This is a genomic window from Halomonas sp. SIMBA_159 (assembly GCF_046536035.1).
GTDB classification, from domain to species: Bacteria; Pseudomonadota; Gammaproteobacteria; order Pseudomonadales; family Halomonadaceae; genus Vreelandella; species Vreelandella venusta_A.
The window spans coordinates 52060-77768 of record NZ_JAWJBT010000016.1; the positions used below are offsets into that span (position 1 = coordinate 52060).

Sequence of the window (25709 nt, forward strand, 5' to 3'; positions counted from 1 at the left end):
ACCCATTACGGCGTGCTCGGCTGAACGGCGGTATGTAAGATGCGCATGGCCAAGTGATCAAAGTCGATGCCCGCATGCGCGGCCGCCTGGGGCACAAGGCTGTGATCAGTCATACCCGGTACGGTATTGACCTCAATCAACCAGCACTTACCCGCAGCATCTCTCATCACGTCAATCCGCCCCCACCCTTCGCCGCCTACCGCTAAAAAGGCGTCTTTACACAGCGCCGCAAGCGCCTGTTCATCCTGTTCAGACAAGCCACATGGCAGGTGGTACTGGGTGGTATTGGCGATGTACTTGGCCTCGTAATCGTAGAAGCCACCCGGCACTTCAACGCGAATAGCAGGAAGCACCTCATCACCCAGCAAGGCCACGGTATATTCGTCGCCCACAATAAAACGCTCAGCCATAACGCGGGCATCAAACTTAGCAGCAGCAATATAAGCAGCTTTTAACTCGTCCTGGCTTTTGACAATGCTAATACCCAGCGTAGAGCCTTCATGCACAGGTTTGACCATCATCGGCAATCCCAGCTGGTCAACCACCGCAGACCAATCCGCATTTTCGCTGAGCATGATGCTCTCAGGCGTTGGTAGTCCTACGGCTTGCCATACCTGCTTAGTACGCTGCTTATCCATTCCAAGCGCAGAAGCTAGTACTCCACTGCCGGTGTAGGGCACACCCAGAAGCTCTAAAGCGCCTTGAAACGTACCATCCTCTCCCCCGCGCCCGTGTAGCGCGACGAAGACCGCACTAGGCGCCAGGCGCTCAAGTCCCGCTAGGCCACCCTCTTTGGGATCATAGCCAACCGCATCCACTCCCTGACGCTTGAGAGCCGCAAGAATGGCAGCACCACTTTTCAGTGAAACGTCACGCTCAGCTGATGTGCCACCATAAACCACCACCACGCGCTCTAAACTACCGCGCTGCCCACTGTTCATAGCACCACCTCATCAAGCTCAAGCTGCGCTTGGGCGAGGCGGAGTGAGATCCCGCCCACGTCCCCGGCTCCCTGGGTAATCAAAATATCGCCAGGGCGAAGTACATTGTGTAGCAACGCAGGCAGTTCCTGTTTGTGCTCGACAAACAGCGGGTCGACCTCACCCCGTTGGCGAATAGACCCCGCCAGCGTTCTGCCCTCGGCTCCCGGCAGCACGGCTTCTCCTGCGCTGTACACGTCTAACAGCACCAAGGTGTCTACCTGAGAGAGCACGCGCACAAAGTCTTCATAAAGATCCCGTGTGCGGCTGTAACGGTGAGGCTGATAAAGCATGACAAGGCGGCGCTCGGGCCAACCGGCACGCACGGCCTTAATCACCATATCCACTTCACGGGGGTGGTGGCCGTAGTCGTCCACTAGCATGATGTCGCCGCCGCCAGCAGGCGCAGGGTAGTGTCCATGCACCTGAAAACGCCGACCCACACCGGCAAAGCCAGCCAGCCCGCGCTGAATGGCGTCATCGCTTACGCCCGCATCGGTTGCCACGACAATGGCTGCCATCGCATTGAGCGCATTATGACGGCCAGGCATGGCGAGACGAATAGCGAGCGGTGCCGCTCCAGCAGGGCGCAGTGCCGTAAACGAGACTTCCGCGCCCTGCTGGGAGAAATCAACGATGCGATAATCGGCATCTTCATCGAATCCGTAGGTCACGAACTGACGTTTAACTTGGTCACACAGCACGCGCACATGAGGGTCATCGATACACAGCACCGCCAAGCCATAGAATGGCAGGTTATGCAGAAACTCGATGAAGGTGCTTTTCAGGCGTTCAAAGTCCCCCCCATAGGTGGCCATATGATCAGCATCGATATTGGTAACAATCGACACCATGGGCTGCAGGTGAAGGAAAGAGGCATCGGACTCATCTGCTTCGGCCACTAAGTAGTCGCCTTCGCCCAGGCGCGCATTGGCACCTGCGCTGGTCAGCTTTCCGCCAATCACAAACGTGGGGTCAAGCCCCCCTTCCGCCAGCAGCGTTGCTGTCAGGCTGGTCGTTGTGGTTTTGCCGTGAGTACCCGCGACGGCGATGCCATGACGAAAACGCATCAACTCAGCGAGCATCTCAGCACGACGCACCACCGGCACGCGGTGTTCATGCGCCCAGCGTATCTCAGGATTGGTCTCGTCGATGGCGCTGGAGACAACGACCACATCGGCGCCTTGCACATGGGCTTCGGCATGGCCAATCGCCACGCTGACGCCACACTGGCGCAAGCGTTCAACGACGGCCGATGCTTTCATATCGCTACCGCTCACCTGGTAACCTTGATTGGCAAGCACTTCAGCAATTCCGCACATGCCTGCACCACCGATACCTACAAAATGCAGCCGCTTAATACGGCGCATGCCAGGGCCAGTGGGACGAGCCCCCTGCGGCGACAGGTTAGTCACTGAATCGGTCACGCAGTTTCTCCTTGCTTCACTAACCCCAAACAGCCTTCGGCAAGACGCTCAGTGGCATCTAGATAAGCCGCTTGGCGCGCTTTAGACGCCATATCAGCCAGCCTGTCGGGGTCGAGTAATTCGTTTAATAATTGAGTTAAGCGCTCGGGAGTGAGGGCTGATTGGACGACACACTGCGCCGCACCCGCATTCACTAGCACGTCAGCATTGACTCGCTGATGGTCATCCACTGCAAACGGAAAAGGCACCAGTAACGCAGGCTTGGCTGCGGCGGCTAATTCAGCCACGGTTAACGCACCGGCTCGGCACACAACTAGGTCGGCCCATGCGTATGCAGCCGCCATATCATCAATAAAGGGACTAACGTCAGCCACAATGCCAAGCTCTGTATAGGCTTGGGCAGTCGCCACATCACGCTCTTTACCCGCCTGATGGCGCACATCTGGACGCCTTTCAGGAGGCAGTGCAGCCAGCGCCACGGGTAAGCGCTCGTTTAAAGCAACGGCTCCCAGCGAGCCACCCACAACAAGCAGCCTTAACGGCCTGTTAGCAAGCTCTACGGCCTTTTTCGGCTGCTCCCCCAGCGTGGCAATATCGTCACGCACGGGGTTACCAATCACCTCTGCACGGCGGCCAAAGGCGTTGTCAAACGCGGTATAGGTGCGGGTAGCCAAACGCGAAAGGACTTTATTGGTTAAGCCTGCCACGGCATTTTGCTCGTGAATCACCAGTGGAACGCCTGACAGCCACGCCGCCAGCCCACCAGGGCCACTAGCAAAGCCGCCCAGCCCCACGACAACATCAGGCTTAAAGCGTTTAATAATGCGCCGTGCCTGCATCACTGCACGAGAAAGGTTTAGCGGGGCTTTGCACCAGCCCGCCAGCCCTTTACCACGCAGCCCCTCAATCGCAATCGTGTGCAGGGTAATATTTGCATTAGGCACCAGACGGTTTTCGATACCGCGCGGGCTTCCCAGCCATTCCACGTCGACACCCTTGGCCTGTAACGCATGCGCTAGCGAAAGCGCAGGAATAACGTGCCCACCGGTTCCACCGGCCATAATCAATATCCGTCGACGCGAGTTCGTTGCCACAAACGACTCCTTGAATAATTACGATAACCGAGGTTCTCGGCGTGCTCGATAGGGTGTGGGGGTACGCCGGGGACGGTGACGGGTTTCGGCGTCTACGCGCAGCAGTAGACCAATCATCATCCCAGTCACCAGTAGACTAGAGCCACCGTAGCTAATCAGCGGCAGAGTCAACCCTTTGGTGGGCAGTAGCCCTGAGCTAACCGCCATATTGATAAACGCTTGAGCCGCAACAATAAACCCAACACCATAGCTGACGTAGGCACCAAACAAGTGGCCAGCCAGCTCGGCCCGACGACCCACCCACATGGCACGCACAATAAACAGCGTAAACAGTAGAACGACGGCAATGGCACCCATCATGCCCAGCTCTTCAGCGACTACGGCAAAAATAAAGTCGGTGTGCGCTTCCGGCAGGTAGTGAAGCTTTTGCACACTGTTACCAAGCCCTGTGCCTGTCACATGCCCACGACCAAAAGCGATCAATGCCTGGGTTAACTGGTAGCCGGTGGCAAACTGGTCTGCCCAGGGATCAAGAAAGCTCGTCCAACGGGCTAGCCGGTAGGGCTCCATGACTACCATCATGACGGCCCCGAAGCCGAGCACACCACCACTGCCCAGCAGCAACGTCAACGATGCTCCACACATCATCAACATACCGATCACACAAACGGTATACACCACCATACCGCCGAAGTCCGGTGCTAAAAAAAGCAGGCTGGCAGGTACGGCTAGCACCGCCAAAGGCCGCCACATGGTGAAAGCGCGCTGCCGCAGTTCATAGGTAAAACGTGACATAAACGCGGCCATGTAAAAAATCAGGCCAATTTTCGCCAGCTCAGACACCTGTAAACTCGGAAACGGCCCAGGCAGTGAAATCCAGCGCTTACTGCCGTTCACTTCTTGACCGATGATCAGTACCAAGACCAGCATAAAGATACTGACCAACAGGATCAGCGCAGCATTCTGACGCCATAGCTCCAGCGGCACGCAGAGCATAAACAGGCAGGCAATAATGGCCAGCAGAAGAAACACGCCGTGCTGGCGGGTGTAGTGAAAGCTATTTTCTAGCAGGCCTACCGACGCCGAGCTGACCATGATCCACCCGAGCCCCGCCAGCGCGACTACCGCCACAATTAGCCAAATATCGCAAGGAAGATACTGGGTCGTCAGCGCAGCGCGCCAGCGCTGTATTCTGCTCAGGGACTCATCACTCATGGCATCATCTCGCTGCTTTTCTGCTCGACCCAGTGGCGAAATGCATCGCCGCGCGCTTGATAGTTAGCAAACTGGTCTAGGCTAGCGCAAGCCGGTGACAGCAGTACGCAGTCACCGGGCGTTGCCATGGCAAAGGCCATCTCCATCGCTTGCGTTAAATGGCCGACATGCTCAATAGGCAGCGCCCCTTCCAGGGCCTTCGACAGCTGCGGCGCATCGGCACCAAACACAATGGCAGCGCGAGCACACTTAGCCAGAGGTGCCGCCAACGGCGAGAAATCAGCCCCCTTACCCACTCCCCCTGCCAGCAGAATCAGCTGCCCATCCAGTGTTGGGCCAATCCCATTAATGGCCGCTAGCGTAGCGCCTACGTTGGTACCTTTTGAGTCATTGATCCAACGGACACCCTTTAGTTCTGCGATCGTTTCACTGCGGTGCGGTAAGCCCGCAAACGCTGTTAAAGCACGGCACATACTGATTTGGTCAAAACCTAATGCTCGCCCCATGGCCAGCGCAGCCAGTGCATTGGCGTAATTATGCTGCCCGGTCATACGCAGCTCATCAACAGCCTGCCAGGGCGTACTGCCCTGCATCAGCCACCAACGTCCATGCCGCTCCATAAGCCGCCACTCCGCGTCATTAGCGGCTTCTATGCCAAAGCGCTCGATATGTTTCAGCGGCTGAGTCGGCCATGTTTGTGGATCATCAGCATTCACTACGGCGTGCTCTGCACCGATAAATATTTGCTGTTTGGCCTGACGGTAGCCCGCAAGATCGCCGTGGCGATCCAGGTGGTCATCGCACAAATTTAAGAACACCACCGAAGCAGCGCCCAAGTAAGGGGTGGTTTCTAACTGAAAGCTGGATAGCTCTAGGATGTAGAGATCCGCATCCGGATGAAGGAATAAAAGGTCTAAGGCAGGCGTCCCCAGGTTACCCCCTACGGCCGCATTAACACCTGCTGAAGCGGCCATTTCACCTAACAGGGTGGTGACCGTAGATTTAGCATTCGAGCCTGTAATCGCGGCAACGGGCGCTTTAACCTCCCGTTTGAACAACGCGATCTCGCCTACCAGCATTGGCTCGCCCGTGGCGGGATTATGGCGCTCAAGCAAACCTTCCAAGCCTGGCGTGCGAGGGTCAACGCCTGGACTCAGCACCACTTCATGCGCTTGACTCACGTCCAACGCCGTTAGCGGACCGCAGTGCACTTTAATACCGGGGTAAGCCTGATAAAAATCCTCTAGCCCAGGCGGCTTTTCACGGGTATCAGCCACCATAAACGGCATACCCTGTCGGGTAAGGTGGCGGCATATTGCCTGACCAGAAAGCCCTAGCCCGACCACCAGCGTATATCCGTTAGGTACCTGCACCATGCGGCTCCTTATGCCATGCGCCAAAGGCGGCGAACGCCGCCCGCTGTTTCTCTTATCAACGAACGTTTATTAACGAACTTTGAGCGTGGCTAAGCCTAGCAACACCAGCACGACGGTAATAATCCAGAAGCGCACAATCACCCGTGGCTCTGGCCACCCCTTCAGCTCGTAGTGATGGTGTAGCGGTGCCATACGGAAAATACGACGGCCGGTCAGCTTATAAGAGCCCACCTGAAGAATCACAGAGACGGTTTCCAATACAAAGATACCGCCCATAATGAACAGGACGATCTCTTGACGGACAATCACCGCGACCACGCCTAAGGCAGCCCCCAAGGCAAGTGCGCCTACATCGCCCATAAAAACCTGAGCAGGATAGGTGTTAAACCATAAAAACCCGAGCCCTGCGCCTGCGATCGTGGCGCAGAACACCGCCAGCTCTCCAGTGCCGTGTATAAACGGGATATGCAGATAGTTAGCGAATACCGCATTACCGCTAGCGTAAGCAAACACAGAAAGCCCCATCGCCACCAACACCGTGGGCATGATCGCTAGACCATCCAAACCATCGGTGAGGTTCACAGCATTCGAACTGCCCACAATGACAAAATAGCTCAGGACGATATAGAACACGCCCAGCGGTAGCGCCACATCCTTAAACATGGGAATCAGCAGGCTGGTTTCAGCTGGCGTAGTGGCCGTCAGATAAAGCACCACAGCGGCACTGATACCCACCACCGACTGCCAGAAATATTTCCAACGGGCAGGCAAGCCGCGGGGATTCTTCTCAACTACCTTGCGGTAATCATCGACCCAACCAACCGCCCCAAAGCCCAGGGTAACGAGCAACACTACCCAAACGTAATAATTGGTTAAGTCGCCCCATACCAACGTGCTGATAGCAATGGCGAGCAAAATCATTGCCCCACCCATGGTGGGAGTGCCCGCTTTAGAAAGATGTGACTGCGGGCCATCATCGCGCACCGCCTGCCCAATCTGCCCTTCTACCAGGCGACGAATCACCCACGGGCCTAGCCAGAGACAGAGCATCAGTGCGGTGAGTGCCGCCAGAATGACACGCAGTGTTAGATAGTTAAAAACTTGAAACGCAGACTGATATTGGGCTAAAAAATTCGCCAAATGAAGTAACATGAACGGCGCTTACCTTGTTTCATCCGCACGTAGCGCGGCAATGACAGTTTCCATGCCTGCGCTACGCGACCCTTTCACCAACAGCGTGGCGTTAGGCGGAAGAGTATTAATAACATGACGCACTAGCGTCTCGTGGTCGTCAAAATGCTGCCCGCGACCAAAGGCTTCCGATGCCGCGCGCGCCGCCTCGCCATAAGTGAGCAAGGCATCCACCCCTAACGACGCGGCATAGCGACCGATCTCTGCATGCAAGGCATGCGACTCGCCACCCAGTTCACCCATCGCTCCCAAGGCACACCAGCGTGGCGCAGGAAAACTAGCCAGTGCATCCAAGGCAGCTTTCACCGCCCCTGGATTGGCATTGTAAGTATCATCCAGCAGGGTGGCTTGGCGCAGGCCTGGCACGACGCTCAATCGGCCAGACAGCGAAGCAAGCCGGCTTAATCCAGACACCACTTGCTCTGCCGAAACCCCGAGCGCCAATGCCGCAGCCGAAGCGGCCAGGGCATTACTCACATTATGCTTACCGATAAGCGGCAGTTGCACGTCACCCAAGACGTGACCGTTCGCAACAAGCGTGAAAGCATACCGCCCCTGGGGGTCACAGGAAAGTGCCCGTGCGTGAACGTCCGCATCCTCATGTAAGCCATAGCTTACAATCTGCCGCGGAGTAGCGCAGGCAGCCCAAAAGCTGTAGTAACGGTCATCACGATTAATAACAGCAGTACCCTGGGTGCCAAGACCGGCTAAAATTTCACTCTTTGCCTGAGCAATCTGCCCCATACCACCAAACTCGCCCACATGGGCACCCGTCACATTGGTGATAATGGCGACTTGCGGGGCCGCTAGCTGGCTGGTCCAAGCGATTTCACCCAGATGGTTAGCACCCAATTCAACAACACCCGCTTGATGTTGAGGGGATAAACGCAGCAGCGTTAGCGGGGCACCAATATCGTTATTAAGATTTCCTTCAGTGGCTAACACGCTGCCCAGCGGAGCGAGCAGCACCGCGGTCATCTCTTTCACGGTGGTTTTGCCGCTATTGCCGGTGACCGCTACCAGTGGCAATGTAAACCGCTGACGCCACGCTCGTGCGACCAGACCCAGTCCAAGCCGGGTATCCGAACAAATAAGTTGAGGCAGCGCACTATCAACAGCGCGTTCAACCAAAGCGGCGGCTGCCCCCTGCTCCCGAGCTTGTTCAACAAACTCGTGGCCATCAAAGCGCGGCCCCTTTAGGGCAATAAACAGACACCCAGGCTCAATCTTGCGCGTATCGGTGACGACCGATGAAATAGGCAAGGAGGCATTTTCTGCCGAGACATGGCAGCCAAGCGCTGCGGCAATTTCTGCCAATGCCCACATTAGGCAACTCCCCGCGTCGCCAAGGCTTGCAGCACCTGCTCGTCATCCTGGAAAGCATGCCGAACGCCCTCAATCTCTTGATACGCCTCATGCCCTTTTCCAGCGATCAAGATAACGTCGTCAGCGGCAGCCTGATGCACGGCGTGAAGGATGGCTTGACGCCGGTCGCCTATATCATCTACCGCCACACTGCCCGTAAAGCCCGCATGGATCTGCTGTCGAATCTGCTCGGCGACTTCATGACGGGGATTATCGTCGGTCACCACGATGCGATCCGCCAACTGCTCAGCCACTTTGGCCATCTCAGCCCGCTTACCGGCATCCCGCTCGCCGCCACATCCAAATAAGCACCAGAGCTTTCCTTGCCCCCCCAGATGGGCACGCAAGGCACCCATGGCACTGTGCAGCGCATCAGGTGTATGCGCGTAATCCACTACCACACTAGGGGCTTTATCGCCGCCGTAGCACGCCATGCGCCCCGGAACAGGGGCAAGTTTGGCCGCAGCGGCAAAGAGATCGTCAAGTGGCTCGCCAAGCCCGTAAAGCACGGCCATCGCAAGCAGCACATTATCTAGATTAAAACGGCCCATCAGGCCCAACTGCAGCACTTTTTCGCCTTCGGGGGTCGCGACAAGGGCCTGTTGCCCCTGCGTATGGGGCTGCCAATCAAGAACGCGCAGCGTCACTGCCTCATCCGCACCGGTGGCCAGCACACGCACGTGACTATCGCAGCCTGCTAGCATCAGTTTTGCGAGCGGGTCATCGCCGTTCACCACGGCAAGAGTTAGCTCAGTGCGTCGGAACAATTTGGCTTTTGCAGCCGCGTATGCCGCCATGCTGCCGTGATAATCCAGATGGTCACGGGTGAGGTTGGTAAAAACCGCTACATTCACATCCACCGCGTCTAGACGATGCTGATCCAACGCATGGGAAGATGCCTCAAGGGCTACACGCTTCACCCCTTGACGTGCCAGCTCGCCAAGCGTTGCTTGAAGCGCCAGCGGGCCGGGGGTCGTTAAGCCACTATCTAGAAGCTTGCCCGGACGGCCCACGCCTAAGGTACCAATCACGCCAGCAGCGACTCCCAACTGCTCACTTAACTCTGCTAAGTAGTGAGTGACCGAACTTTTGCCGTTAGTCCCCGTGACAGCAATCACTTCCAAACCGGGCGGCACGTCAAATAACGCGCGACCTAACTCACCCAGGCGCATTGAAAGGTGGGGAAGAAAGAGCACGCGCTCTTGCAACCACGGGTCACTCTCTTTTGTGTGAGCTAGCACCAACGAGGCACCCTTAGCCAATGCTTGCTCGATGTATTCGCGCCCATCACGTTGACTACCGGGCACGGCAACAAACACGTCTCCGGTGGCCAGCGTGCGAGAATCGGTGATCAAATTGAGCTGCTGAGGCAGGTCAGGCAACGCCGGTAGATTGGCGCTGGGCCAGACGTGTTGCAACGCTTTCCATAACTGATCTGGGCATACGGTCATGCCATCTCCTTAAACACTATTCGGCCTCGTGGTCAGGCGGCACATCAAGTAGCCGCAAAGCATTACCGGTGACGCTGGAAAACACCGGTGCCGCGACCGCACCGCCATAGAATTCGCCCGCCTTAGGATGATCGATCATCACGACGGTTACTATGCGCGGATCTGAAATAGGGGCAATACCCGCAAAGACGCTGCGATACGCATCAGTGGCATAACCTTGCTGGCCCGTTTTACGCACGGTGCCCGTTTTGCCGCCCACACGGTACCCCTCAACCCGCGCGCGTCGCCCACCTGTGTAAGCACCGACAGAGGTTTCCAATATCTCAAGCAAATCATTGGCTACGTCGGGCGATATGGCAGGAATACCCTGTGGCGGCTCAGACAACCTTAACAGGGAAGGAGGGAGCCGTTCACCGTCGTTCGCTAACGCGGTATAAGCGCTCGCCAGCTGCAAGGCGGAGACAGAGAGGCCATAGCCATAAGAAAGAGCTGCGCGCTCGCTACGCGACCACTGTACGGGGGCAGGTAAGCTCCCCGTCGACTCACCTGGGAAACCTGTGCCAGGGCTTTGCCCTAAGCCCAACTGATTATACTTTTCCCAAATCGCCGTATCGCTTAGCTGCAGCGCTAGGCGCGACATACCAATGTTTGAGGACTTTTCAAGAATACCGGGGAGATCAAGTTCCCCGTAGTTACGGAAGTCTCGGATCGTGAACTGATCAATTCTCATCCAGCCCGGGGAAGTGTCTACGACGGCGTCGCGCCCAACAATACCGCTCTCAAGAATAGCGGCCATGGCGAGGGGCTTCATCACTGAGCCCGGCTCAAAGACATCCACGACTGCCTGATTCCGCAGTCCTCTAGGATCGAGGCCTGCGCGATTATTGGGGTTATAAGAGGGAAGGTTCGCCATGGCCAGCACCTCACCCGTGCGGGCGTCCATCATCACCAGCACACCACCGTCCGCCTCATGTTCAGCTACTGCAGCACGCAGTTCGCGGTAAGCCATGTACTGGATGCGCTGATCAATCGCTAGAGCGAGCTCTCCGCCGGGTTGCGCATCACGAATAACGCCTAGCTCACGCACCAACCGGCCGCGCCGATCTTTAATTACGCGCCGCTGCCCTGGGTGACCTGCCAGATAGGGTTGATAAGAGAGCTCTAACCCCTCTTGGCCAACGTCATCAACGTTGGTGACCCCCAATAGTTGGGCGGCCACTTCACCAGCGGGATAGTAGCGCTTGTACTCGCGCTGGGGGTAAACACCGGGCGTGCGTAAATCAAGAATCCGCTGCGCTGCCTCCGGGGTCATTTGACGGCGCAAGTACATAAATTCTCGACTGCTGTAGCGAGACACACGGGACTCAAAGTCGTCCAACGACATGCCTAACGCCTGCGCCAGCATGACACGCTGGATAGCGTCAGAAGGGAGTTCTTGCGGATTTGCCCACAGCGTTACTACCGGCGTCGAAATCGCTAAAGGCTCGCCGTTACGGTCAGTGATCATACCGCGGTGAGCTGAAATCGTTTCGTGGCGCAGCGTGCGGGCATCCCCTTGGCTCTGTAGAAACGGGCGATCAATCACCTGTAGGAGAGTAATGCGCCCAATCAGGATGACAGAAGCGATACCCACCGCGAGCAAAATAAAGAAGAAGCGCCCACCGGCAAGCGGAGGCGCAATAGGATATTGGCGGGACTTCCCTCCCCGACCGTTGCGCATCATGGCCGAATCACCTCGACATCATTTACGTCAGGAATACGCATCTCTAGCCGTTCCGTGGCAATCTGCTCAATACGGGCTGGCGTTGACCAGGCCCCCTCTTCCAGCAACAGCTGGCCCCACTCGGTCTGAAGCTGATTCTCTTCCTGCTCTAAGCGCTGTAATTCGGCAAACTGCACACGAGTCATGTGCGTGGTAGCTACAACAGCCAAGCCGGTCAAAAGACAGGCTAAAAACAGCGCCACCATGGTCATAGGCCACAGGCGAAGACGCAGTTTAAACGGCCACTCTGCCCTCAGCGTGGAAGCCCAATGCACTAGCCGTTCCATGCTCATATTACCCTCGTTTACGCGCCGCTCGCATAACGGCACTACGTGCGCGTGGGTTCACGTCCACTTCCTCATCACTGGGGCGACTGCCCTTGCCCAGCGCTTCAAGGCGACGATTCAACTGATCATCGCGAATGGGCACACCGCGTGGTAAATGGGTGTCACCGCGCACGTGATGGCGAATAAAGCGCTTCACACGTCGATCTTCCAAGGAGTGGAAGCTGATCACGACGAGATATCCACCCGGCGCCAGCGCTTCAAGCGCTGCTTCTAAGGCGGCATCTAGCTGATCAAGTTCCCCATTGAGATAAATACGCAGGCCTTGGAAAGCTTTCGTGGCAGGGTGACGGCCTTTTTCCCAGGCGGGATGTGCGGCCTTCAACACCTCGGCCAGATCAACCGTATGGGTAAAGGGCTTTTCCACGCGCCGCTTCACCACGGCATTGGCCAGCCGTTTGGCGTAGCGCTCTTCACCATAGGTTTTAAAAACGCTGGCGATATCGGCTTCGCTGGCACGCGCCAAAAACTCGGCGGCACTTTCGCCCTGGGTGGGGTCCATGCGCATATCTAGCGGGCCGTTGCGCATAAAGCTAAAACCGCGCTCTGGATCATCAAGCTGTGGGGAAGAGACGCCCACATCCAGCAGCACACCGGATAGCTTGCCATAGAGCCCCTGCTCTTTGGCAAACTCAGCTAAATGAGCAAATTCACGCTGGGTAATTTGAAAACGGGAGTCTTCTATCTCAGCCGCAGCGGCAATGGCCTGAGGATCGCGATCCATGGCCATTAAGCGGCCTTGCTCGCTCAAACGCGAAAGAATCAGCCGGGAGTGACCGCCACGCCCGAAGGTACCGTCTAGGTAGGCTCCATCCGGGTCATGCACCAGTGCATCTACCGCTCCTTCCAATAAAACGCTGGTATGACGAAAGCGGGTGACCTGATCAGCGTCAGCAGAAGGCATGTTACTCTCACACAAAAATTGGGAAGGCGTGCTTGGCACGCCTTTCATGGAAATGGGGAGTCGGCCGATAAGCCGGGTTCTGTCGTGGACAGTCATTCCTCTAGGCGCTGCGTCACCACAGCGCTCAAGCAACCTACCCGGACCCAGCGCGGGCCACGCCGTTGGGTCCCTATTTGGTCTTGCTCCGAGTGGGGTTTACCATGCCACGCACTGTTGCCAGGCGCGCGGTGCGCTCTTACCGCACCCTTTCACCCTTACCGGCCCCTGAGGTTTATTTCATGGGCTTAGGCGGTCTACTCTCTGCTGCACTTTCCGTCGGCTTACGCCGCCCAGGCGTTACCTGGCACTCTGCCCTATGGAGCCCGGACTTTCCTCCCCTAACGGCCCTTACAAGCACATTAGCGGCGACTGTCTGGCCAACTCCGGCGGCAAGCATACCAGCGCCCTGCGTTCGCCTCAATGCTGACCTTTCATTGCCTGCAATCGGGCGTACCACTCTTGCTTACGCCCGCCCAGCATTCTGGCCGCAATCGACGCTCCTTGTTTGACTCCCACCCCTTCTGCCAGCAGGGCCGCCAACAGTTCATTGGCGTCAATCGACTGCTCATCTCCCTGCACAGCAGGGGGTGCGCCTGAGATAATCACCACAAACTCACCGCGGCCCTGATTGGGGTCTGCCGCCAACTGGTCTCGCAGCGCCTCAGGCGATCCTTGCAGAAACGTTTCAAACGTTTTCGTCAGCTCCCTTGCCAATACAACCGTGCGCTCTGGCATTTGCTCACACAGGGCATCCAGGGTATGGGCAATACGGTGAGGCGACTCATAAAATACCAGCGTCTCTTCACGGGCCTGCCATTTCTCTAACGCTTGACGACGAGCACTGGGCTTTGCGGGCAAAAAACCGCCAAAGGTAAAGCGGTCGGTGGGAAGCCCCGCACCCGAGAGAGCCGTTACCAACGCACACGGGCCGGGCAATGGCACAATATGCCGTCCCCTAGCGCGCAGCTCACGCACTAATACAAACCCAGGGTCACAAATTAGCGGCGTCCCAGCGTCACTAATGAGCGCAATACTCTCGCCCGCCGCCAGATAGCTATCTAGCGTATCGACTCGCTGCGCCTCGTTGTGTTCATGCAGGGAAATCATCGGCGTATTCACCCCAAAATGGGCGAGCAGCCGCGCGCTGTGACGCGTATCTTCTGCTGCGATACGCGAAACGTCGGCTAATACCCGAGCGGCACGGGGTGTTAAGTCGTCCAAATTCCCAATTGGCGTGGCAACCACGTACAATGTGCCCGGATGTTGGTGTGTCATCGTGACTCCCGATTTGTTAATGGCTTGCCCTGACGGTGCGCTATGCTAGTGGAAAGCCACGCTAACCTGCTGATAGACCGCGACAGCGCAAATGGAAACTAAGGAAGGATACATGAAACAGTCACTTCGTGGCCTGTTGGCCACTGCCTTCATGGCACTTCTCATCACCGGGTGCGCCATGCAGCCCCCCAGCGTGGTCGATCGAGTGCCGGACCAGGATGCTGGCCGCTTGCTGAGCCAAGCTGAGCAACAGGCCCCCGAACAGGCAGCTCGTACACGCCTGGAAGCCGCCAATATTCTGGCCCGCCAAGGCCAGCGTGAAAACGCTTTTGATGCTGCCAGCAGCATCGATGAAGCGATGCTCAACGATACAGACCGCGTCCGCTGGGCCATGCTGTTTTCAGAACTAGCCCGCGGGCTTGATGACCCCCGTGCCGTGCTGCGCGCTACGCAGGTCTTAAACGATGAACTGCCCATGCAGGCCAACCAACAGCAAACACTGGCCGAGCGCCAGCAGTGGGCACAGCAAGCACTTAACCAGCAGCCCGATCAAGTACAAGTCACCCTTCCTGAGCTCGATGGCACGGAAATCCGCCGGATGGTGGTAGCGCTCCCTGAGTCTGGCCCACTCAGCAGCGTGGCCAATACCATTGCCACCGCCATGCGTCGCCATAATGAAATCAGCGCAGACGGCATTCAACTGACCTTTATCGATGCCGCGCAGTACTCGCTAGACGAGCTGTATAGCCGTGCTCAGCAAACAAATGCTCAGCTAATGATAGGTCCGCTTGATAAAGACCAAGTCACTCAACTTGAACAACGCGATAGCGTACCGCTCCCCACTCTGGCATTAAACTATGGCAGCGGCGCTAGCAACCAGGCACAGCGGTTACTGCAGTACGGCTTATCAGCAGAAGATGAAGCACGCCAAGCAGCACGCCGCGCCCACCAGGATGGCCACCGCCAAATGTCAGTGATGGTGCCAGATAATGATTGGGGCCGACGGGTAGGTGAAGCTTTCTGGAATGAGTACCAGCGTCTAGGCGGTGAAGTCACCAACGCGGTGCGCTACAACCCAAGCAGCCCAGTCTCTAACGCGGTGCAAACTGCACTGAATGTTAGCGGCGAGCGCGCCCGACTGGGTAACATTGACGCCCTCTTCCTGCTTGCACTGCCGGATTACGCGCGCCAAGTACCGCCTACGATGGATTACTATTACGCCCCCGACCTACCCATCTATGCCACGTCGCATCTGCATGAAGGACGCGTTCAAACGCGCCTTGATCAAGATCTCAACGACGTGATGTTTATGGATATTCCGTGGCAAATTCCCGATGCAGCCGTAGGGGGCGAAGAAGTTCTACCCTTCTACTCCACTTACCAGCAGCTGCGCGATGAGGCAGACGCCTCTATGTTCCGCCTAATGGCCATGGGTGTGGATGCTTACGAGCTTGCCAAACGCATGTCGGATCTGTCTGGCTTGAACGGCCTAAACGGCAGCACCGGCACGCTGTCACTGTCCAACGACGGCCGCATTCACCGCGAGCTACCCTGGGCAAAATTCCAAAACGGCACACCGGCACCTATCTTAATTCCTGGCCTAATGGGTAATGAGCAATAGTCCGCAAACTGCCCGCCATCGCGGCGCAGCCATTGAGCGCTTAGCCGCTCAATGGCTGCAACAGCGTGGTCTCCGGCTCGTCGCTAGCAATCATCACGTTAAAGGCGGCGAGCTGGATTTGGTCATGTATGAACAGGATATTTTGATTTTTGTTGAGGTCAAACACCGCGCCACCACGCGTCATGGGCACCCGCTAGAAATGGTTAACGCACAAAAGCGCCGCCGCTTAATCCGCGCAGCGACGCTTTATATTGCTCGACACAACCTTTCCTGCCCCTGCCGCTTTGATATTCTAGCCATTACAGGCACGCCGCCCACTCTCGAGTTTCATTGGGAGAAAGCGGCTTTTGACGCTTATTAATACTCTTAACTAGGAAGCCCTGATGGACTTTCAATCCCGTATACTCAGCCACTTCAATGCCAGCATTGATACCAAAACCTATGCCAGCGAAGTGCTGCCTCCTTTTATTGAAGTGGCCAGCCAAATGATAGTGCAGTGCTTGGTGAATGAGGGAAAAATCCTTGCCTGCGGTAACGGCGGCAGCGCCGGTGACAGCCAACACTTCTCCTCTGAGTTACTGAATCGTTTTGAGCGCGAACGTCCCAGCCTGCCTGCATTGGCACTGACTACTGACACCTCAACGCTAACCTCTATCGCTAATGACTACAGCTACAACGAGGTGTTTTCAAAGCAAATTCGTGCACTGGGCCAACCCGGTGATGTACTGCTGGCGATCTCTACCAGCGGCAACTCCGCTAACATCGTGCAAGCAATTCAAGCAGCCCATGACCGCGATATGACCGTTGTGGCCCTCACCGGACGCGATGGTGGCAACATGGCCTCGCTATTGGGCCAAGATGACTGCGAAATTCGTGTCCCGGCCACGTCAACAGCCCGCATACAAGAAGTACATCTTCTCGTTATACACTGCCTTTGTGATCTAATTGACGAACAACTGTTTGGTGGCGCTGACTAATAGCGTGCGTCTTGCGAATAATTACTGATCAAGGAGTCATCCATATGGCCCTGCGCTTTTCATCGAAAACTCTACTCGCCGCAACGCTGTGCAGCGTGATCGCCATCAGCGGCTGCGCTAACAACAGCGCTTCCAACCCATCTAACTATGGCCAACGCAGCAATGACGTAGAAGCAGTCGACGCCACCGTTGAACGCGAAGTCGAACGCGCTCTGGCGCGTGCCGATGCCCGCCTAGGAGATGCTCGCATTCGTGCGCATAGCTATAACGGCTCACTACTGCTGGTAGGACAGGTTCCCAGCGAAGAGCTGAAAAGCATGGCAGGCAACGTTGCCTCCAATCTACGTGGCGTCAATAAGGTTCACAACGAACTCACCATAGCCGCCAACTTGCCAGCAACTCAACGGCTCACCGACACCTGGCTTACTACCAATGTCATTAGCCACTTAGCTACCAATGACCGCATCGACTCGTCAAAACTGAAGGTCACCACAGAAAACGCCAGCGTCTATCTAATGGGCATGGTGACCCGTGAAGAGGCAGACCGCATTGTCAATGCCGCTTCTTCAGTAGGCGGCATCCAACGCATCGTCAAGGTTTTTGATTATCTGGATTAACGCTTAAGCACCACTAAAAAAGCCTCGCCAATAAATTGGCGAGGCTTTTTCTTAATAACTACTGAGCGGATAGCTGCCTATTTAACCACACGCAGCGTCGGCTTTTTCTTGCGCTTGTCAGCGCCTGATTCTTTCTCAGAGGCTGGCTTATTAGATACGTTGTCAGAGGTGGGTTCTGTCAGCGTTAGCTCAGGCTTGGACGCCTCAGCGGCTCCTTGCTCTGATCCAGCACTCTCCCCCATCTCATCGTCTTGCTCATCAAAACTGGCAGCATCTAATTCCGGCTCATGACCAAATACCATACCCGCGCCATTTTCTCGTGCATAAATAGCAATCAGCGCAGGCGTAGGGATCATCACCTGCATAGGCTGACCGCCAAAACGAGCGTTAAAACCGATGGCCTGGTTTTCCATAAACAGATCGCGCACAGCGGTGGGCGCGACGTTAAGTACAATCTGTCCGTTTTGAACAAACTGACGCGGCACTTCCACCCCAGGCTGAGTAGCGTCTACCACCAGATAGGGCGTCAACTCATTGTCTAACAGCCACTCATAGAGGGCTCGGGCGAGATAGGGACGGCTCGATTTCATAAGACTCCCTCCTCCTAACAAGTATGGCCTCTTGCCCACTGGGCGAAGAGGCCGAATGAATTCAAGCGCGCATCTCTTTTTCACGCTCGTTCAAAGATGCTTTAAACGCTTCACGCTCAAATACCCGCGACATATAACCCAGTAACGGCTTCACCTGTTTTTCAGGCAATTCAATGTTGAGCTCAGGCAAACGCCATAGGATCGGCGCTAGGCAGCAGTCGACCAGCGTAAACTCTTCACTCATGAAATAAGGCATATCTTCAAAGATAGGCGAAATGCCAATCAGGCTTTCACGCAGCTCTTTACGTGCCTTGTCGGCCTCTTTCTTACCACCGGTGCGAATCTGCTCTAGCATCGGGCACCACTCACGCTCAATGCGATGCATCCACAAACGGCTTTGGGCTCGCGCTACGGGGTATACCGGCAGCAAGGGCGGATGAGGAAAACGCTCATCCAGATACTCCATCATCACCTTGGACTCATAAAGCACCAGGTCACGATCCAGCAGCGTCGGAACGCTGTTGTACGGATTGAGGTCTGCTAACTCTTCAGGCGGCTGCTCCTCAGCGACATCAACGATGTCGACCGCTACTCCCTTTTCAGCCAGAACAATGCGTACTCGATGACTGAAATGATCATCACTACCCGAGTAAAAGATCATTGACGACCGCTTGGCCACAACACCCATGAAAGCATCCTCGCATCAAAACAATTTTCGATAATAACATGCCAGCCCCCTCTTATGGGAAGGTAGCCAGCGATACATAACGACACTACAGACAAGCAAAAGGCGCACGGCTTTCGCCGTGCGCCCGTACTGCCTATCTCACTTTACGAATTAGTGGACGTCTCGCCAGTACTCACGCTTGAGCAGGTAGGCAATCACACCAAAAATAAAGATAAAGATGAGCACCTTAGGTGCTAAAGCTTGTGCCTGCAGCTTGGAAGGCTCACCCACGTAGGCCAGGAAGTTGGTCAGGTCATACACCGCTTCCTCAAACTCCGCAGGTTCCATTGCACCAGGCTGAGTGACTTGCAGCACATCACAAGACTGGTACTTACCCGACAGCGGATCAGGCTCATGACCAGCCACCGGCTGATCGGTTTCGGCACATACCATCTCCTGAACACCCTGGAGCGGCTCCAGCACGTTAGGCATCGCCACCAGCTCGTAGACCGTGTTGTTCACGCCGGTCGGACGGCTCGGATCTTTGTAAAAGCCTAACAGGTAGGAGTAGACCCAGTCAGTGCCACGTAGACGCGCTTCCAGCGTTAGGTCGGGCGGCGGAGCGCCAAACCAAGACTCTGCATCGCCACGATCCATCGCAATGTGCATCTGGTCGTTAAAGGCCAAATCGGAAGAGAAGATTAAGTTATCTTCCACCAGATCCTGAGGGATCCCCAGGTCGTCAGCGGCACGCGAAAAACGCTGATGCTCAAGCGAGTGACAGCCCATGCAGTAATTAACATAGAGCTTCATGCCATTTTGCAGTGACGCCTGATCACTTAGGTCTGGATCCATGCTGTGGGGCACACTAGCGCCACCAGCCGCCATCGCGGTTACCGGCACTATTGCGAAGAGCAGTGCTAATAATTGCTTTTTCATTAGCCAGTCACCCTTTCCGGAACGGGTTTGGTCTTCTCCAGCTTGGTGTAGAACGGCATCAGCAGGAAGAAGGCGAAGTAAATGGCTGTACACACCTGCGCTAGAATCGTGCGGCCAGTGGTTGACGGCAACACACCTAGAACACCCAGAATCACAAAGCTAATGCAGAACAGTAGCAACATGACTTTAGACATCCAGCCTTTATAGCGCATGGAACGCACGGGGCTGCGATCAAGCCACGGCAACACGAACAGCACAGCAATGGCTGCACCCATGCAGACAACACCCAGGAACTTAGCGTCAAGCCCGAAAAGCGAGAAGGTGATCGCACGCAGAATGGCGTAGAACGGCGTAAAGTACCAAACGGGCGCAATATGGTCAGGTGTTTTCAGCGGGTTAGCCGGTTCAAAGTTCGGCTTCTCAATGAAATAACCACCCCCTTCAGGGAAGTAGAACACCACCACACAGAAAACAAACAGGAAGATCGCAATACCCACCAAGTCTTTAACGGTGTAGTAAGGATGGAACGGAATGCCATCAAGAGGCTTCCCGGTCTCGTCTTTTTTCTGCTTAATGTCGATACCGTCAGGGTTGTTAGAGCCCACTTCGTGCAGCGCGATAATGTGCAGTACGACCAGTGCCAAAATGACGATGGGCAGCGCAACAACGTGCAGTGCGAAGAAACGGTTAAGCGTGATACCAGAGATCAGGAAGTCACCGCGTACCCACTGAGCGAGATCCGGGCCAATGCCAGGAATCGCAGAGAAGAGTGAGATAATGACCTGAGCGCCCCAATAAGACATCTGCCCCCAAGGCAGCAGATAACCCATAAAGGCTTCTGCCATCAGCAGCAGGTAGATGGTCATACCAAAGATCCACACCAGCTCACGCGGGGCTTTGTAAGAACCGTACATCAAGCCACGGAACATATGCATATAAATCACCACGAAAAAGGCTGACGCCCCTGTGGTATGCATGTAGCGAATCAGCCAGCCCCACTCCACATCACGCATGATGTACTCAACCGACGCAAACGCACCTTCGGCTGATGGGTTAAAGCTCATGGTCAACCACACACCGGTCAATATTTGGTTTACCAGCACCAGCAGCGCCAGCACACCAAAAATATAGAAGAAGTTGAAGTTCTTCGGTGCGTAATACTTGGTTAAGTGGTCTTGCATCATTTGCGTCGCAGGGAAACGATCATCCACCCAGCGCATGATGCCGCTTTCGGCCTTCGCCTTATTTGGATTAGCCATTAGGCACTCTCCTCATCTTCGCCGACCACGATGATGTCATCGCTTTCAAAGCGATAGGGCGGCACTTCAAGGTTAGTCGGCGCGGGAACGTTGCTAAAGACGCGACCGGCTAAGTCAAAGCGAGAGCCGTGACATGGGCAGAAGAAACCACCCGGCCAGTTATCAACACCCACCCCTTCCGCATCCGGCTCAGGCCGGAACAGAGGAGAACAGCCCAAGTGCGTACAGATACCAATCAATACGCCAATCTCAGGTTTAATGGAGCGCAGTCCACCCTGGATATAAGCAGGCTGCTGTGGCACTTCTGACTCTGGATCCGCCAGGCTATCTGCACCTAACGCCTCGGTACGCTCGATCATCTCAGGCGTACGGTTGATAATCCAAATCGGGCGACCACGCCACTCGACGGTCATACGCTGCCCCGGCTCAAGCTTAGAGATATCTGCTTGAATCGGCGCACCTGCCGCCCTTGCCTTGGCACTAGGCTGCCAAGATGCCACAAAGGGGACCGCAACCCCGACAGCGCCCACCGCCCCCACAACGGAGGTGGCGCCTACGAGGAAACGGCGCCGGCCTTTGTTTACGCCGTTATCTGCCATTTCTGGTTTCTCCCATCAGCTTACCCGTTCCGTCGCAAAGGCGTCTTGCGACGACGAATATCAAATACAGTCTATGTTAAAAAAACAAAGCGCTCTGCACAAGAACAACCGCCCCGGACCATGGTGGTACGAGCGTTATAATTTTTTGATATTCCAATAAAAAACGCCCAGGTCTTTGACCTGGGCGTTTTTGCCGCATAGCGTAGATTAACGCTTGGAGAACTGCGGACGACGACGTGCTTTACGCAGACCGACTTTCTTACGCTCAACTTGGCGAGCATCGCGGGTTACATAACCAGCGGCACGCAGCGTAGGACGCAGGTCTTCGTTGTAGTTCATCAGGGCACGCGTAATGCCGTGACGAATGGCGCCAGCCTGTGAAGAGCCACCGCCGCCTTCAACGGTTACGTATACGTCGAACTGGTTCAGAGTTTCTGTCAGTTCTAACGGCTGACGAACAACCATGCGACCGGTAACACGACCGAAGTACTGGTCAAGCTCACGGTTGTTGACGGTAATTTTGCCGGAACCCGGCTTCAGGAACACACGAGCGGTGGAAGTCTTGCGGCGCCCGGTACCGTAATACTGCTGTGTCATGGCGAAGATTTCCTCAGATGTTCAGTTCAAGCGGCTGCTGGGCAGCATGCGGATGCTCGGCACCGGCGTACACTTTTAACTTGGAGTACATGGCGCGACCCAGCGGACCTTTCGGCAGCATGCCTTTAACGGCAGACTCGATGATACGCTCAGGAGCGTGGTCGAGCATCTTGTCGAATGTCATGGAGCGCAGACCGCCCGGGTAACCTGTGTGGCGGTAGTAGGTTTTAGCCTTCGCCTTGTTACCGGTTACTTGGACTTTCTCTGCATTGATCACAACGATGTAGTCGCCGGTATCAACGTGAGGGGTAAATTCGGGCTTATGCTTGCCACGCAGGCGGCGAGCAATCTCGGTTGCCAGACGACCGAGCGTTTTGTCCGTAGCGTCGACAATGTACCAGTCGCGCTGGACGGACTGCGGCTTAGCACTGAACGTCTTCATGGATGAAATCACCAGATTAAGTGTGTTGGGCGACTCACACCGCTAAGCGGCGTAGCACCATCCCTATTTTTTTTGGTTGCAGACCTTAGCCAGCAACATGTAGCGAGGCGGCATTCTACAGTAAGTATCCGCCCAAGTTAAGTGTTCTATTACTTTTTTTAGCGCGTGCTACTACCCTAGGGCTTATGCGGCAACGCTAAGTACTCACGAGACTGCATTTCCTGCAACCTCGACAAAGTGCGCTGGAATTCAAACGTCAGCTTGCCATCGCTGTACAGCGACTCTACCGGCACCTCAGCGGACATCAATAGCTTGACGCCGCGGTCATAAAATTCATCCACCATATTAATAAAGCGCCGCGCCTGGTCGTCTGTCTTACCATCCATTCGCGGCACGTTAGCCACGAGTACCGTATGAAACTCTCGGGCAAGTTCGATATAGTCATTTTGGCTACGGGGGCCATCACACAGTTCGGCAAACTCAAACCACACGACATCATCGTGCAAACGGCGGGTTTTCAGCACCCGATGGTTAACTTCCAGCGGTGCGCCCTCCTCACCCGGCTGACCGGCAATTTCTCTAAAGCTGCGCGCCAACTCCTGCTCAGCAGCCTCATCTAAAGGGGCATGGAAAATTTCCGCTCGCTCAAGCGCACGGAGGCGATAGTCCACGCCCGAATCGACGTTCACCACCTCACAATGACGATTGACCAGTTCGATCGCTGGGATAAAGCGAGCGCGCTGCAAGCCATCTTTATACAGGTCATTTGGAATAATATTGGATGTCGCCACCAACACCACGCCGCGCTCAAACAGCGCTTCCAGTAAATTCGCTAGAATCATGGCGTCGGTAATATCTTTAACAAAGAACTCATCAAAGCAAATGACTCGCGCCTCAGCTGCAAACTTACCGGCAATCAGCGTCAGCGGGTTTTTCTCACCTTTATAGTGCGTCAGCTCGTTATGCACGCGCTGCATGAAACGGTGGAAATGCGTGCGCATCTTCTCAGGAAAAGGCAGCGCCTCATAAAAAGTGTCTACCAAATAGGTTTTTCCACGCCCCACGCCTCCCCAAAAATAGAGACCCTGTACTTGTGGCACGGGTGGCTTGGCCGGGTCACTCTTCTTGCCCAGCAGGCCTGCCATTTTGGCCTTGATACCTTTACTGGCCACCACCGCTTTTGGCACGGTGGTGGGCGCAGCCACCAGATCGTCATAGAGGCGTTGCAGATGTTTAACAGCCTCTTCCTGGGACGGGTCGTACTGAAAGTCGCTTCGCTTTAGGTCTTCTTGGTAGCGCTCAAGCGGCGTTGGTCGGCGCGTTTGATCGGACGCCTGACGTGCAGATACTGATGGCATTATTGTGCTCCCGCAACGCGTTGTCTAAGCCATACCGCCGACGCGCCAACGCACGCCTGACAGAGCTTGCTCAATAAAATGGGGCTAATTATACGCCGCTTAAACGCTAAGCGCATGAGCGGATTGACCCAACCGACTGAGACGCGCCTATAATGGGGCTGTTTTTAAAGCCACGCCCTGTGTTCAGCGGCGCGCATTACATTAGGGAGAAAACTGTGGAAGCAAGCTCGCCATTCACTTTTGCAATCATTGGCTTAGTCGTCGGTTTTATTATCGGCTTGGTGTGTTACCGACTGTTCAGCAAAGGTGAGCGGGATGTCGCCGCGCTCAAGCAGACCCTGCTTGAGCGTGAACACCAAATCGCTGATCTGAAAAAAGGCATGAGCAGTCACTTAACCAGCATTCAGGAGCGCTTGGAAAATATTCGCCATGAAGCGGATCAGCTTGAGCAGCAAGTAGATAGCGAGGCTGCTCAGTGGAAGCTCAGTAACGTTAAGCCGTCGTCCCAGCCAACGCCCAACGCCGACAGCGACCAGAATGTCGCGATGCCCAGGGATTACGCGGCAGGCAAAAACGGTACGCTATCAGAAGACTTCGGCTTGAAAGAGAGTAAGTCACTAGACAGCACTCCCGCCCAACCTCCGCGCTACTAATCTCGTTTAGCCCAACGAGCGCCAAAGCACCGCCAACAGAGCGGTGCTTTGGCAAAGGCAATCCGCCTTATTTGGCGCTAAGCCGGATTATCAATATCTACGAAACGATGCTCCACCCCAAACTCACTGGCCAGCCATTCGCCCAGGGCCTGCACGCCATAGCGCTCGGTGGCATGATGCCCCGCTGCAATATAGTGAATTCCCATCTCTCGTGCCAAATGCGTGGTTCTTTCGGATATTTCACCCGACACAAACACTTGCGCCCCGGCCTCATAGGCCGCTGCAATCATGTCCTGGGCTCCGCCTGTGCACCAAGCAATGCGCTCAACGGGCTCGCGGCTGGGCGCTTCTACCACCAGCGGCGTACGCGACAACGTGCGGCCTATTTGCTCAGCGAGTTCGCCAATGGTTTGCGGCGCGACCAAGCGCCCCGACCAGAGCAATCCCTCCCCTAGCTCACCGTCCAAACACCCCTCTACTTTCCACCCCAAACGCTTGGCCAGCTCCGCGTTATTACCCATCTCAGCATGGGCATCCAGCGGCAAGTGGTACGCCAACAGGCTAATATCATTGGCTAGCAACGTTTTAATACGCCGCTGCTTCATGCCGGTAATCGCCACCGGCTCGTTTTTCCAAAAATAGCCGTGATGCACCAGCACCATATCAGCCTGCCATGCCACCGCTTCGTCTAGCAGCGCCTGACAGGCCGTCACACCGGTCATCACCCGCCGCACCTGTTCACGCCCTTCAATCTGCAGGCCGTTAATGGTGAAATCTTTAAACTGAGCAGCGCGCAACTGATGGTCGCACGCCGCCACTAGCTGATCGCGGTGATTCACACTCACTCCTTATTGCAATTCATTCAGCCACCGTGAGGCACAGCGGCATTCGGTGTTACCATAGTGCCATTGTAAAACTCGCTTCACGTTATCGCGAACCTCGCGACCGTTTAGACTGCCACACGCTG

The 25709-nt window shown here is 55.7% G+C and carries 26 protein-coding genes and 1 other RNA gene; 5 read left to right on the top strand and 22 right to left on the bottom strand.

Features of this window, described 5'->3' with window-relative positions:
* Nucleotides 1-5 precede the first annotated feature (5 nt).
* The 13 genes from R0J87_RS11805 to rsmI all read right to left on the bottom strand — a co-directional run bounded on the left by R0J87_RS11805 (nt 6) and on the right by rsmI (nt 14423).
* On the bottom strand, nt 6-941 hold the full coding sequence (locus R0J87_RS11805) for a D-alanine--D-alanine ligase (RefSeq protein WP_498886329.1): 936 nt from the start codon (nt 939-941) through the stop codon (nt 6-8).
* The gene (gene murC, locus R0J87_RS11810) at nt 938-2350 is read right to left on the bottom strand and encodes a UDP-N-acetylmuramate--L-alanine ligase (protein WP_498886374.1); all 1413 of its coding nucleotides are present in this window, start codon (nt 2348-2350) and stop codon (nt 938-940) included. Before murC ends, R0J87_RS11805 begins: the two co-directional genes overlap by 4 nt.
* A gap of 53 nt (nt 2351-2403) precedes the next feature.
* Nucleotides 2404-3501, bottom strand: coding sequence for an undecaprenyldiphospho-muramoylpentapeptide beta-N-acetylglucosaminyltransferase (gene murG, locus R0J87_RS11815; protein WP_498886330.1), 1098 nt, complete (start codon nt 3499-3501; stop codon nt 2404-2406).
* A gap of 18 nt (nt 3502-3519) precedes the next feature.
* The gene (gene ftsW / locus R0J87_RS11820) at nt 3520-4701 is read right to left on the bottom strand and encodes a putative lipid II flippase FtsW (RefSeq protein ID WP_498886375.1); all 1182 of its coding nucleotides are present in this window, start codon (nt 4699-4701) and stop codon (nt 3520-3522) included.
* An 11-nt stretch (nt 4702-4712) separates the two neighbouring features.
* A complete protein-coding gene (gene murD, locus R0J87_RS11825; RefSeq protein ID WP_498886332.1) occupies nt 4713-6092 on the bottom strand; it encodes a UDP-N-acetylmuramoyl-L-alanine--D-glutamate ligase in 1380 nt (459 codons plus the stop codon).
* Between the two features lie 69 nt (nt 6093-6161).
* Nucleotides 6162-7244 carry a phospho-N-acetylmuramoyl-pentapeptide-transferase gene (mraY, locus tag R0J87_RS11830; RefSeq protein ID WP_188638406.1) on the bottom strand — a complete coding sequence of 361 codons (1083 nt, stop codon included), beginning with the start codon at nt 7242-7244 and terminating at the stop codon, nt 6162-6164.
* Between the two features lie 9 nt (nt 7245-7253).
* The gene (locus tag R0J87_RS11835; protein ID WP_498886333.1) at nt 7254-8609 is read right to left on the bottom strand and encodes a UDP-N-acetylmuramoyl-tripeptide--D-alanyl-D-alanine ligase; all 1356 of its coding nucleotides are present in this window, start codon (nt 8607-8609) and stop codon (nt 7254-7256) included.
* Complete coding sequence (locus tag R0J87_RS11840; protein ID WP_498886335.1) at nt 8609-10099, bottom strand: UDP-N-acetylmuramoyl-L-alanyl-D-glutamate--2,6-diaminopimelate ligase; 1491 nt, start codon at nt 10097-10099, stop codon at nt 8609-8611. The genes R0J87_RS11835 and R0J87_RS11840 overlap by 1 nt, the downstream gene beginning before the upstream one ends.
* A 16-nt stretch (nt 10100-10115) precedes the next feature.
* Complete coding sequence (locus R0J87_RS11845; RefSeq protein WP_498886337.1) at nt 10116-11822, bottom strand: peptidoglycan D,D-transpeptidase FtsI family protein; 1707 nt, start codon at nt 11820-11822, stop codon at nt 10116-10118.
* On the bottom strand, nt 11819-12154 hold the full coding sequence (ftsL, locus tag R0J87_RS11850) for a cell division protein FtsL (RefSeq protein ID WP_404342112.1): 336 nt from the start codon (nt 12152-12154) through the stop codon (nt 11819-11821). The genes R0J87_RS11845 and ftsL overlap by 4 nt, the downstream gene beginning before the upstream one ends.
* Nucleotide 12155: 1 nt before the next feature.
* Entirely contained in the window at nt 12156-13109 is a 954-nt protein-coding gene (rsmH, locus tag R0J87_RS11855) for a 16S rRNA (cytosine(1402)-N(4))-methyltransferase RsmH (protein ID WP_404463243.1), read from the bottom strand.
* A gap of 52 nt (nt 13110-13161) precedes the next feature.
* Nucleotides 13162-13533, bottom strand: an RNA gene (gene rnpB, locus R0J87_RS11860) — RNase P RNA component class A.
* A gap of 32 nt (nt 13534-13565) precedes the next feature.
* Nucleotides 13566-14423: a 16S rRNA (cytidine(1402)-2'-O)-methyltransferase gene (gene rsmI / locus R0J87_RS11865; RefSeq protein ID WP_498886340.1), complete on the bottom strand. Its 858-nt coding sequence runs from the start codon at nt 14421-14423 to the stop codon at nt 13566-13568.
* Between the two features lie 112 nt (nt 14424-14535).
* Between rsmI and R0J87_RS11870 the strand changes: the two genes are divergently transcribed.
* From R0J87_RS11870 to R0J87_RS11885, 4 genes are read left to right on the top strand one after another with little or no spacing between them, the layout of a single operon-like run.
* Nucleotides 14536-16044 carry a penicillin-binding protein activator gene (locus tag R0J87_RS11870; protein ID WP_498886342.1) on the top strand — a complete coding sequence of 503 codons (1509 nt, stop codon included), beginning with the start codon at nt 14536-14538 and terminating at the stop codon, nt 16042-16044.
* Nucleotides 16034-16405, top strand: coding sequence for a YraN family protein (locus R0J87_RS11875; RefSeq protein ID WP_404342120.1), 372 nt, complete (start codon nt 16034-16036; stop codon nt 16403-16405). Before R0J87_RS11870 ends, R0J87_RS11875 begins: the two co-directional genes overlap by 11 nt.
* Nucleotides 16406-16427: 22 nt before the next feature.
* On the top strand, nt 16428-17021 hold the full coding sequence (locus R0J87_RS11880) for a phosphoheptose isomerase (RefSeq protein ID WP_498886343.1): 594 nt from the start codon (nt 16428-16430) through the stop codon (nt 17019-17021).
* A 44-nt stretch (nt 17022-17065) separates the two neighbouring features.
* Complete coding sequence (locus R0J87_RS11885) at nt 17066-17638, top strand: BON domain-containing protein (RefSeq protein WP_404342122.1); 573 nt, start codon at nt 17066-17068, stop codon at nt 17636-17638.
* Between the two features lie 77 nt (nt 17639-17715).
* Here the strand turns inward: R0J87_RS11885 and R0J87_RS11890 are convergent, their stop codons facing one another.
* From R0J87_RS11890 to zapE, 8 genes are all read right to left on the bottom strand, one after another.
* The gene (locus R0J87_RS11890) at nt 17716-18228 is read right to left on the bottom strand and encodes a ClpXP protease specificity-enhancing factor (RefSeq protein ID WP_404342124.1); all 513 of its coding nucleotides are present in this window, start codon (nt 18226-18228) and stop codon (nt 17716-17718) included.
* 61 nt (nt 18229-18289) lie between these two features.
* Nucleotides 18290-18916, bottom strand: a complete 627-nt coding sequence (sspA, locus tag R0J87_RS11895) for a stringent starvation protein SspA (RefSeq protein WP_253501747.1) — start codon at nt 18914-18916, stop codon at nt 18290-18292.
* A 150-nt stretch (nt 18917-19066) separates the two neighbouring features.
* On the bottom strand, nt 19067-19834 hold the full coding sequence (locus R0J87_RS11900) for a cytochrome c1 (protein WP_404342127.1): 768 nt from the start codon (nt 19832-19834) through the stop codon (nt 19067-19069).
* Nucleotides 19834-21093: a cytochrome b gene (locus R0J87_RS11905; protein ID WP_404342129.1), complete on the bottom strand. Its 1260-nt coding sequence runs from the start codon at nt 21091-21093 to the stop codon at nt 19834-19836. The genes R0J87_RS11900 and R0J87_RS11905 overlap by 1 nt, the downstream gene beginning before the upstream one ends.
* Complete coding sequence (petA, locus tag R0J87_RS11910) at nt 21093-21692, bottom strand: ubiquinol-cytochrome c reductase iron-sulfur subunit (RefSeq protein ID WP_404342131.1); 600 nt, start codon at nt 21690-21692, stop codon at nt 21093-21095. The genes R0J87_RS11905 and petA overlap by 1 nt, the downstream gene beginning before the upstream one ends.
* A 207-nt stretch (nt 21693-21899) precedes the next feature.
* Nucleotides 21900-22289: a 30S ribosomal protein S9 gene (gene rpsI, locus R0J87_RS11915; RefSeq protein WP_044629966.1), complete on the bottom strand. Its 390-nt coding sequence runs from the start codon at nt 22287-22289 to the stop codon at nt 21900-21902.
* 13 nt (nt 22290-22302) lie between these two features.
* Nucleotides 22303-22731 carry a 50S ribosomal protein L13 gene (gene rplM / locus R0J87_RS11920; RefSeq protein ID WP_044629965.1) on the bottom strand — a complete coding sequence of 143 codons (429 nt, stop codon included), beginning with the start codon at nt 22729-22731 and terminating at the stop codon, nt 22303-22305.
* Nucleotides 22732-22907: 176 nt separating this feature from the next.
* Complete coding sequence (gene zapE / locus R0J87_RS11925) at nt 22908-24089, bottom strand: cell division protein ZapE (RefSeq protein WP_498886347.1); 1182 nt, start codon at nt 24087-24089, stop codon at nt 22908-22910.
* Between the two features lie 215 nt (nt 24090-24304).
* Here zapE and R0J87_RS11930 point away from each other — a divergent pair, with 215 nt between their 5' ends.
* Complete coding sequence (locus R0J87_RS11930) at nt 24305-24742, top strand: ZapG family protein (protein WP_498886349.1); 438 nt, start codon at nt 24305-24307, stop codon at nt 24740-24742.
* A 77-nt stretch (nt 24743-24819) separates the two neighbouring features.
* Here R0J87_RS11930 and R0J87_RS11935 read toward each other — a convergent pair whose 3' ends face one another.
* Nucleotides 24820-25581, bottom strand: coding sequence for a Nif3-like dinuclear metal center hexameric protein (locus tag R0J87_RS11935; RefSeq protein ID WP_498886351.1), 762 nt, complete (start codon nt 25579-25581; stop codon nt 24820-24822).
* Nucleotides 25582-25709: the final 128 nt, after the last annotated feature.

What these genes read in the sequence shown, in the direction of transcription:
- R0J87_RS11805 (WP_498886329.1), bottom strand. Translation starts at nt 941, where the DNA reads ATGAACAGTGGGCAGCGCGGTAGTTTAGAGCGCGTGGTGGTGGTTTAT.
- murC (WP_498886374.1), bottom strand. Translation starts at nt 2,350, where the DNA reads ATGCGCCGTATTAAGCGGCTGCATTTTGTAGGTATCGGTGGTGCAGGC.
- murD (WP_498886332.1), bottom strand. Translation starts at nt 6,092, where the DNA reads ATGGTGCAGGTACCTAACGGATATACGCTGGTGGTCGGGCTAGGGCTT.
- mraY (WP_188638406.1), bottom strand. Translation starts at nt 7,244, where the DNA reads ATGTTACTTCATTTGGCGAATTTTTTAGCCCAATATCAGTCTGCGTTT.
- R0J87_RS11835 (WP_498886333.1), bottom strand. Translation starts at nt 8,609, where the DNA reads ATGTGGGCATTGGCAGAAATTGCCGCAGCGCTTGGCTGCCATGTCTCG.
- R0J87_RS11840 (WP_498886335.1), bottom strand. Translation starts at nt 10,099, where the DNA reads ATGACCGTATGCCCAGATCAGTTATGGAAAGCGTTGCAACACGTCTGG.
- R0J87_RS11845 (WP_498886337.1), bottom strand. Translation starts at nt 11,822, where the DNA reads ATGATGCGCAACGGTCGGGGAGGGAAGTCCCGCCAATATCCTATTGCG.
- ftsL (WP_404342112.1), bottom strand. Translation starts at nt 12,154, where the DNA reads ATGAGCATGGAACGGCTAGTGCATTGGGCTTCCACGCTGAGGGCAGAG.
- rsmH (WP_404463243.1), bottom strand. Translation starts at nt 13,109, where the DNA reads ATGCCTTCTGCTGACGCTGATCAGGTCACCCGCTTTCGTCATACCAGC.
- rsmI (WP_498886340.1), bottom strand. Translation starts at nt 14,423, where the DNA reads ATGACACACCAACATCCGGGCACATTGTACGTGGTTGCCACGCCAATT.
- R0J87_RS11870 (WP_498886342.1), top strand. Translation starts at nt 14,536, where the DNA reads ATGAAACAGTCACTTCGTGGCCTGTTGGCCACTGCCTTCATGGCACTT.
- R0J87_RS11875 (WP_404342120.1), top strand. Translation starts at nt 16,034, where the DNA reads ATGAGCAATAGTCCGCAAACTGCCCGCCATCGCGGCGCAGCCATTGAG.
- R0J87_RS11880 (WP_498886343.1), top strand. Translation starts at nt 16,428, where the DNA reads ATGGACTTTCAATCCCGTATACTCAGCCACTTCAATGCCAGCATTGAT.
- R0J87_RS11885 (WP_404342122.1), top strand. Translation starts at nt 17,066, where the DNA reads ATGGCCCTGCGCTTTTCATCGAAAACTCTACTCGCCGCAACGCTGTGC.
- R0J87_RS11890 (WP_404342124.1), bottom strand. Translation starts at nt 18,228, where the DNA reads ATGAAATCGAGCCGTCCCTATCTCGCCCGAGCCCTCTATGAGTGGCTG.
- sspA (WP_253501747.1), bottom strand. Translation starts at nt 18,916, where the DNA reads ATGGGTGTTGTGGCCAAGCGGTCGTCAATGATCTTTTACTCGGGTAGT.
- R0J87_RS11900 (WP_404342127.1), bottom strand. Translation starts at nt 19,834, where the DNA reads ATGAAAAAGCAATTATTAGCACTGCTCTTCGCAATAGTGCCGGTAACC.
- R0J87_RS11905 (WP_404342129.1), bottom strand. Translation starts at nt 21,093, where the DNA reads ATGGCTAATCCAAATAAGGCGAAGGCCGAAAGCGGCATCATGCGCTGG.
- petA (WP_404342131.1), bottom strand. Translation starts at nt 21,692, where the DNA reads ATGGCAGATAACGGCGTAAACAAAGGCCGGCGCCGTTTCCTCGTAGGC.
- rpsI (WP_044629966.1), bottom strand. Translation starts at nt 22,289, where the DNA reads ATGACACAGCAGTATTACGGTACCGGGCGCCGCAAGACTTCCACCGCT.
- rplM (WP_044629965.1), bottom strand. Translation starts at nt 22,731, where the DNA reads ATGAAGACGTTCAGTGCTAAGCCGCAGTCCGTCCAGCGCGACTGGTAC.
- zapE (WP_498886347.1), bottom strand. Translation starts at nt 24,089, where the DNA reads ATGCCATCAGTATCTGCACGTCAGGCGTCCGATCAAACGCGCCGACCA.